General features: G+C 61.2%; 9 protein-coding genes. 4 read left to right on the top strand and 5 right to left on the bottom strand.

The window, feature by feature from the left end; all coding sequences use genetic code 11:
• The coding region (locus ADADOO_RS13795) for a MerR family DNA-binding transcriptional regulator (protein ID WP_511278082.1) at nucleotides 1-119 on the bottom strand (119 nt) is incomplete at its 3' end.
• Nucleotides 120-219: 100 nt separating this feature from the next.
• Here ADADOO_RS13795 and ADADOO_RS13790 point away from each other — a divergent pair.
• The 3 genes from ADADOO_RS13790 (at nucleotide 220) to ADADOO_RS13780 (ending at nucleotide 3,508) form a co-directional block, all read left to right on the top strand.
• Nucleotides 220-1,260 carry an MBL fold metallo-hydrolase gene (locus ADADOO_RS13790; RefSeq protein ID WP_511278078.1) on the top strand — a complete coding sequence of 347 codons (1,041 nt, stop codon included), beginning with the start codon at nucleotides 220-222 and terminating at the stop codon, nucleotides 1,258-1,260.
• 16 nt (nucleotides 1,261-1,276) lie between these two features.
• The gene (locus tag ADADOO_RS13785; protein ID WP_511278077.1) at nucleotides 1,277-3,112 is read left to right on the top strand and encodes a PHA/PHB synthase family protein; all 1,836 of its coding nucleotides are present in this window, start codon (nucleotides 1,277-1,279) and stop codon (nucleotides 3,110-3,112) included.
• A gap of 111 nt (nucleotides 3,113-3,223) precedes the next feature.
• Nucleotides 3,224-3,508, top strand: a complete 285-nt coding sequence (locus ADADOO_RS13780) for a MoaD/ThiS family protein (RefSeq protein ID WP_511278076.1) — start codon at nucleotides 3,224-3,226, stop codon at nucleotides 3,506-3,508.
• Nucleotides 3,509-3,555: 47 nt separating this feature from the next.
• Here ADADOO_RS13780 and ubiT read toward each other — a convergent pair whose 3' ends face one another.
• The 3 genes from ubiT to ubiU are packed head-to-tail and all read right to left on the bottom strand — an operon-like array spanning nucleotide 3,556 to nucleotide 5,937.
• On the bottom strand, nucleotides 3,556-4,011 hold the full coding sequence (ubiT, locus tag ADADOO_RS13775; RefSeq protein ID WP_511278075.1) for a ubiquinone anaerobic biosynthesis accessory factor UbiT: 456 nt from the start codon (nucleotides 4,009-4,011) through the stop codon (nucleotides 3,556-3,558).
• 2 nt (nucleotides 4,012-4,013) lie between these two features.
• On the bottom strand, nucleotides 4,014-4,916 hold the full coding sequence (locus ADADOO_RS13770; RefSeq protein WP_511278074.1) for a U32 family peptidase: 903 nt from the start codon (nucleotides 4,914-4,916) through the stop codon (nucleotides 4,014-4,016).
• A 13-nt stretch (nucleotides 4,917-4,929) separates the two neighbouring features.
• A complete protein-coding gene (ubiU, locus tag ADADOO_RS13765; RefSeq protein ID WP_511278073.1) occupies nucleotides 4,930-5,937 on the bottom strand; it encodes a ubiquinone anaerobic biosynthesis protein UbiU in 1,008 nt (335 codons plus the stop codon).
• Between the two features lie 163 nt (nucleotides 5,938-6,100).
• On the opposite strand from ubiU, the gene ADADOO_RS13760 reads away from it, so the two are divergent.
• Nucleotides 6,101-7,003 carry a response regulator gene (locus ADADOO_RS13760; protein WP_511278072.1) on the top strand — a complete coding sequence of 301 codons (903 nt, stop codon included), beginning with the start codon at nucleotides 6,101-6,103 and terminating at the stop codon, nucleotides 7,001-7,003.
• Here the strand turns inward: ADADOO_RS13760 and ADADOO_RS13755 are convergent.
• Nucleotides 7,000-7,683: septal ring lytic transglycosylase RlpA family protein (locus ADADOO_RS13755; RefSeq protein ID WP_511278071.1), on the bottom strand; the 684-nt coding region annotated here is incomplete at its 5' end. The genes ADADOO_RS13760 and ADADOO_RS13755 overlap by 4 nt on opposite strands.

The raw sequence follows: 7,683 nt of genomic DNA, 5'->3' as shown, positions 1-7,683 counted from the left end.
CTGCCTTCGCGCTCGGGCGACAGGATGCCCTGGTCTTCCCAGAAGCGGATGGTGCGCGGCGTGATGCCGAACTCGCGGGCGAGGTCGGAGATGGCAAAGGTGGTGGCCGTCTGGCTCAAATCAGTCTCCTCAAGGTGCGGCCAAGTTAAACAGATGCGTCAGGTTTTTTCAATCCGCCACCGTATGGTAAGTTGTTCGCCTTGATTCCAAGGCTTGCCCATGACCCTGCATTTTCCCCACGCCCATCCGCCGGCCGCCGGCGAACTGACCGAAGTGGCGCCCGGCGTTTTCTGGCTGCGCATGCCGCTGCCCTTTCAGCTCGATCATATCAACCTCTGGCTGCTCCGCGACGGCGCCGGCTGGGTCATCATCGACACCGGTTTTCCGGACGATGCGGTGCGCGGGATGTGGACGCAGATCCTGGAAAAGCTCGACGGCCCGGTGCATCGCCTGATCGTCACCCATTTCCATCCTGATCATCTCGGGCTGGCCACCTGGCTCATGGAAAAGACCGGGGCGCCGCTGTCGATGACGACCGGCGAGTTCCTGACGGCGCATGTCGTCTGGCACGAGGTGGCCGGGCATGGCGCGCGTTTCATGGTCGAACAGTTCCGTCAACATGGCTTGGGAAGCGAGCAACTGGCCAAGTTTGAAAAACGCGGTTCCGGTTATCGCAAAGCGGTGCCGGCCCTGCCTGAATACTATGACCGCCTGAAGATCGGCGACATTGCTACGGTCGACGGGAAAAAATGGCAAATTTTGATCGGTCACGGTCATGCACCCGAGCATATGGCGCTTTACTGCGTCGAACTCGGCGTGTTAATTTCAGGCGACATGCTTTTGCCGAGAATTTCGACCAATATCAGCGTTTTTGCCGCAACCCCGAAGGCGGATGCCTTGCGCTGGTTCCTTGAGTCATTGGACGACATGGCGGGTGAAATTCCGGATCAAACGTTGGTATTACCTTCGCACGGCTTGCCCTTTACCGGGATACGGGCGCGGGTTCAGGCACTGCATTCGCACCATGAAGAACGATTGCAAGCTTTGGAAGACAGCTGTGAACGAGCGCCGCAGAGCGCCGCCGAGTTGCTCGATGTGTTGTTCAATCGGGCGCTTGATACACACCAAACCATGTTCGCGATGGGTGAAGCGATTGCCCATCTGAACTACCTTGAGCAAGCAGGTCGGTTGTCAGGCAGCATCGGCGCCGACGGAGTGATTCGCTATTCGCGGTTGCAGCCTAAAGCCGTTACGCACTGACAGAGGGAGTTTCAAGATGTCGCAGCAAACCGAAAACAAGGGTATGAACCTGCCGAACCCGGCCGAGATGGCCAAGACCTATGCCGAAGTCGCCCAGCGCGCCTCGCGCCTGATCACCCATTTCATCGAAAAGAAGGCCAAGGACGGCGTCAATGCGCCGGCCGATGAGCTCGGCGTGGCGAAAGCCTTCATGGACCTGTCTTCCCGCCTGCTGGCCAATCCGTACAAGATGGCCCAGACCCAGATGAACATGATGTGGGACTACTTCTCGCTGTGGCAAAACACCAGCATGAAGATGATGGGCATGCCGGGCAGTCACCCGGTGGCTGCCCCCAAGAAGGGTGACAACCGTTTCAAGGACGAAGAGTGGGAAGAGCATTTCATGTTCGACTTCGTCAAGCAGTCGTATCTGATCACCGCCCGTCACCTGCATGACACGGTGTGCTGCACGGAAGGCCTCGACGAAGCGACCCAGCAAAAGGTCAATTTCTTCACCCGCCAGTACATCGATGCGCTGTCGCCATCCAACTTCGCGCTGACCAATCCGGAAGTCTTCCGCGAAACCGTCAAGAGCAACGGCCAGAACCTCATCAAGGGCCTCAACAACCTGCTGCACGACGTCGAGTCCGGAGATGGCCAGCTGCGCATCCGGATGACCGACACCTCGGCCTTCGAAATGGGCAAGAACGTGGCGACGACGCCGGGCAAGGTCGTCTTCCAGAACGAATTGTTCCAGCTCATCCAGTACAACCCGAGCACCCCGGAACAGAACAAGAAGCCGTTCCTGATCGTCCCGCCGTGGATCAACAAGTACTACATCCTCGACCTGCGCGAGAAAAACTCGCTGGTCAAGTGGGCGACCGATCAAGGCCACACCACTTTCATCATGTCGTGGATCAACCCGGACGAGAAGCTGGCCGCCAAGTCCTTCGAAAACTACTTGCTCGAAGGTTCGCTCGAAGCGATCAACCAGGTCTGCGCCCATACCGGCGAAAACAGCGTCAATTTGGCTGGCTACTGTCTCGGCGGCACGCTGACCATGACCACGCTGGCCTACATGGCCGCCAAGAAGGACAAGCGGGCCAACTCGGCCACCTTCTTCACGACCATGCTCGATTTCTCCGAGCCGGGCGAACTCGGCATCTTCCTCGACGAAGGCGCCGTCGCCGGTCTCGAAAAGAAGATGGCCGAACGCGGCTTCCTGGAAGGCTCGGAAATGGCCGGCACCTTCAACATGCTGCGCGCCAACGACCTGATCTGGTCCTTCGTGGTCAACAACTACCTGATGGGCAAGGACCCGTTCCCCTTCGACCTGCTCTACTGGAACTCCGATTCGACGCGCATGCCGGCCGCCATGCACAGCTTCTACCTGCGCAACATGTACCTCGGCAACCTGCTCAAGGAACCGGGTGGCATCACGCTGGGCGGCGTCAAGATCGACATCAGCAAGGTCAAGACCCCGTGCTACTTCATCTCGACCATCGAAGACCACATCGCCCCGTGGAAGAGCACCTACATGGGCGCCCGTCTGCCGTCCGGCAACACCAAGTTCGTCCTCGGCGGTTCCGGCCACATCGCCGGTATCGTCAATCCGCCGGTCGCCAACAAGTACGGTTTCTGGACCAATGACGCGACCGACGGCAACCTGCCGGAAAGCCCGGAAGACTTCCTGGCCGGCGCGACGCAGAATGGCGGTTCGTGGTGGACGCATTGGAACGCTTGGGTAACCGCCTTGCCGGGTGGTGATGCCAAGGTCAAGGCACGCAAGCCGGAAGACGGTGCCCTCAAGGTCATCGAAGATGCGCCCGGTTCCTACGTTAAGTTCCGTCTCGATACGCAGAAGAAAAACTGAGGGCAGTATTGCCTGAAGAACCGGACGGGAGGCTGCGGCCTCCCGTTTTTATTGAGCGAACCATGCCTGTCACGGCCTGTCCTACAGACACACACCGCGAGGAGGCCCATCATGTTCGATTCTCCTGTTGTAGCCGTTCATATTCCGCAGGCGCTGCGCAGTTTTACCGGGGGCCAGCATGAAATCATGGCCAGCGGTGACACTGTGGGTGAGGTGCTTGAGGCCGTCGGACATGAATACCCGGCTATTCGTTCGCACCTGATGTCTTCGGCCGGCGATTTGCAGGCCGGCGTTGCCGTTTTTCTCGGTCCGCGCAGCATTCGTGAAATGCAGGGGCTGGCAACGCCCATCGAACTGGCTGAGACGCTCAGTATCGTGCCGACAGGCAGCGTTTAGCGGACTTCCATTTTGGCCGAAATTTCCGGTTGACCGTGGGAATCAGGTCAGTGGCGGAAGATCGGTAGCCGGTCGGAAAATTTCGGCCACTCCACCGCGTCGAGCATGTTCTTGACGATCAGACCAAGCTCGGTGTCACCGGTGATTTCCAGTTCGCGGTTGAAGAACAGCGTGTCGGGGTCTTCCTGGCGGGAAAGCAACTGCAGGTAGGCCGACAAGTTGGCGGCAAAAGCCAGGTCAGGTTCGCGCTGCGGGCTGAACACCGGCCGGAACAGGCCATTGGCGTAGGTGTAGCTGGCCTCGCCGCCGGTATCGAGAACGCGGACGCGGAACAATTTGTCTTCGAGCCGGGCCAGTTCGCTGTCCGGCAGCAGTTTCATTTTGAGTGCGGCGTTGAGGCCGGTGACCAGGGCCAGAGTGTGCGGCCATTGCGGCAGTTTCTGGCCGAGGCTGGCGATGAAGGTGGGCAGGCGGAATTTGGGGATGGTGAAACGGCCGTTCATGTTCAGGCTCCGAGTTGCGCCAAGGCTTGCGTGTGATGCTGGACGATACCCGCATCGCCGAACCAGTAGCCATCGACGAGACCGCTGGCGTTCCAGTCCCGGCTGTCGACGTTCACCGGCTCGCCGCGCCGGGCGGCATCGAAGGCGGCGATGATGGCGTGGATGTGGTCCTTCTGCGGGCTGATGCGGACGATATCGATGCCCATCTTCAGCATCTCCGGGATTTCGTGCAGCAGGTTGTAGCTCTGTGCCGACATCGTCTGGATGCCGTTGATGCAGAGAAAATCCTGACCTTCGCGCGTCTTCAAGGTCAAGCCTTCGGCGTGGTCGAGGCACTTGAACTGGCAGTCGTCCTTATTCAGATCGTAGTGGCGTGCGGTGAAGCAGCGGGCCGAAAAAGCCAGCGGCAGTTTGCCGAAAGCAAATATTTCAGTCTCGACGCCAGCCGGCTTGCTGGCATGCAGCGTTTCGATCATCGCCCGCGTGCCTTCGAGCGGCGGCACCCAGCGTTTCAGGCCGAAGCGGCCGAAAGTGGCGAGCGTCGTTTCGTTGTAGATGTTGAGGTGCGGGCCGGCGACGAAATTCTGGCCGTGCACGAGGTTGACCGCACCGAGGTCGTTGGCTTCAAGCATGCAGCCCGATTCATCGATCAGCCGGCGCAGCGCCTTGAGGTCGCTCTCCGATTCGAGCAGGGCCTGGGCCGAAACGACGACTTGCTTGCCGGCATCGGTCAGGTCGCGGGCCAGGCCGATCCAGTCGGTGGTGCGCAACTGCTGGCGGCGCGAGCAGACGACTTCACCGACGTAGATGATGTCGAGGGCCGGGTTCTGCGCCATTTCGGCGTAGAACGCCATGACCTCGGCTTTGGGCCAGAAATAGAGCAGGGGTCCGAGCGAGAGTTTCATGCTGCGTTGTCCTTCAGCGCCATGGCCGGTTATAGGCGCCGAGCGTTGCCTGGCTGCCTTCGGAAACCTTGGAAAGTTCCGCCTGCCAGGCCGGTTTGACGTGGAAGCGCTCACTGCCGTCGCGCAGCGAATCGAGCGCGGCGCGCAGGGTGCGGGTGACCTGGGCGACGTAGGTCGGGCTGCGCTGGCGGCCTTCGACCTTGATGGCGCGGACGCCGATCTTGAGGATGTCAGGCAGGATTTCCAGCACATTGAGGCTGGTCGGTTCTTCGAGCGCGTAATAGGTTTCGCCCTGGACTTCGAAGCGGCCCTTGCACAGCGTCGGGTAGCCGGCCGGCTCGTTATCGCCGAAACGGTCGATCAGCACGCCGTTGAGCCGGGTTTCCATGGTTCCCGGCTTCTTGTCCCATTTGACGTACTTGGCCGGCGAGCAGGCGCCGACGGTGTTCGGCGACTCGCCGCAGGCATAAGAGGACAGCCAGCATCGCCCCTCGTTCATGACGCACAGGCTGCCGAAGCCGAAGACTTCGATTTCGACCGGCGTGTTCTTGATGACGTTCTCGACCTGGGCCAGGGTCAGGACGCGCGGCAGCACGGCGCGGCGGATACCGAATTCGCGCTGGCAGAAATTGATTGCTTCATAGCTCGTCGCCGAGCCTTGCACTGAGAGATGTAGGCGCTGCCGCGGATGGCGGTTGCGGGCGTAGTGGAGCAGCCCGATGTCGGCCAGGATAATGGCATCGACGCCCTGGTCGACCGCGGCATCGACGGCCTTTTGCCAGTCGGCGGTGCGGCCGGCCTGGGGAAAGGTGTTGATGGCCAGCAGCACTTCGCGACCCTTGGCGTGGGCGTAGCGAATGCCGTCGGCCATGGTCTTGGCGTCGAAATTGAGGCCGGCGAAGTTGCGGGCGTTGGTGTCGTTCTTGAAGCCGAGGTAAACGGCATCGGCACCGTTGTCGACGGCGGCCTTGAGGGCCGGCAGACTACCGGCCGGGCAAACCAGATCGGGCAAGGAGGTCATCGGCGACATCCGGAATATCAAGCGCGCGAGTATAGCCAGCGCCGCCGGCTTGCCATTGATCCTGGTCAAACGGATGGCGCGTGCTACGATCTTGCTTCGCCGAGGACCGGCTCGCCGGGGTGGCTTGCGTTGACTATCCGCCGTGAAAAAGGGAGACAGGAACATGGATCAGGAGCGCGTTCTGGTCGTCGATGATGAAGAGTTGAACCTGTTCATCATCGAGGAGTTTCTCGGGCAGGAAACGATTGCGCTGGAAATGCACAGCGATCCGCTGGCGGCGTGGGCCAGCCTGATTGCCCCGGAGAGCGATTTTTCGCTGGTTATTCTCGACCGGATGATGCCCGAGCTCGACGGCATGGAATTCCTGCGTCGCATGAAGCGCGAGGCGCGTTTTGCCGATATTCCGGTCATCATGCAGACGGCCGCGTCGTCGCCGGATCAGGTGCGGGAAGGCCTCGCTGCCGGCGCTTACTACTATCTGACCAAGCCCTACGAGCCGGAGGCGCTGATTTCCATCGTCCGTGTGGCGATGGAGGATCGCCGGGCGCGCAGCCAATTGCGCCGCCGGGCGGCGCGTTTGGAAGAAGCACAAAAGCTGATTCGCACGGTCGAATACCGCTTCGTCACGATGGACGACATTACCAGCCTGGTCCCCGTGCTGGCCGCCATGTGCCCGGCGCCCGACGTGGTGGCGCCGGGGCTCTCGGATCTCATGATCAATGCCGTCGAGCACGGCAACCTGGGCGTCAGCTACGAGGAAAAATCCTTGCTCAAATGGGAGGGCGACTGGGAGGCGGAAATCCATCGCCGGCTAGCCTTGCCGCAGTTTCGCGAGCGTTTCGCGACGATTCGGCTGGAACGGACGCCGACCGCCGCGGTGTTTACGATCACCGATCAGGGCCATGGTTTTGAATGGTCGAAGTTCCTGGCTTTCGACCCGGATCGCGCTTTCGACCCGAACGGCCGGGGCATTGCCATGGCCCGGATGATGAGTTTTTCCAGTCTCGACTATCAGGGCTGCGGCAACATCGTGGTGGCCACGGTCAACTGCGCAATTGAAGCTTAGCGGCTGACGATGGTCGGGCGGTAGCCGAGCGCGGCGCGAATTTTTTCCGCTACGCGGTCGGCATCGCCACGGCTGGCGTAGGGGCCGAGATGGACGCGGTGAATGCCGCCGGCCGGATTGACCCGCATGCTTTCATTGAGCCAGTCGAGCTCGCGCAGCAGGTGGTTTTTGAGGTTTTCCGCGTTGTCGGCGTTGGCGAAGGCGCCGAGCTGCAGGTAGATGCCTTTGGTGGCGCTGGCATCGCTGTTCGGGTTGGCCGGGGCTGGCGTTGGTGCGGGGGGTTCGTCGACTGCCAGGCGTTTGGCCAGCTGCTCGATTTCGTCCTGTTCGGTGTTGCTGGCTGTCCGCGGTGGCGTCAGCTGGGCGTAGGTGGTGCCGGCCAGTTCGCCGGGAATGATCGCCTCGACCTCGACCTGGCCGCTACCACCGTTGATCAGGCCGAGCTTGTAGGCGGCAGTGTAGGAGAGGTCGATGACGCGGTCGGCGTGGAAAGGGCCGCGGTCGGTAATGCGGACGATGACCGATTTGCCGCTCTGCAGGCCGGTGACCCGGACGTAAGAGGGCAGGGCCAGCGTCGGGTGGGCGGCGGTCATGGCGAACATGTCGTAGGGCTCGCCGATCGAGGTCTTCTGGCCGTGGAACTTCTTGCCGTACCAGCTGGCGATGCCGCGCGCCTTGTA

The organism is Azonexus sp., assembly GCF_036170495.1.
Taxonomy (GTDB): domain Bacteria; phylum Pseudomonadota; class Gammaproteobacteria; order Burkholderiales; family Rhodocyclaceae; genus Azonexus.
The sequence above is the reverse complement of the archived record's forward strand: the minus strand, read 5'-3'. Positions and strand labels throughout refer to the sequence as shown.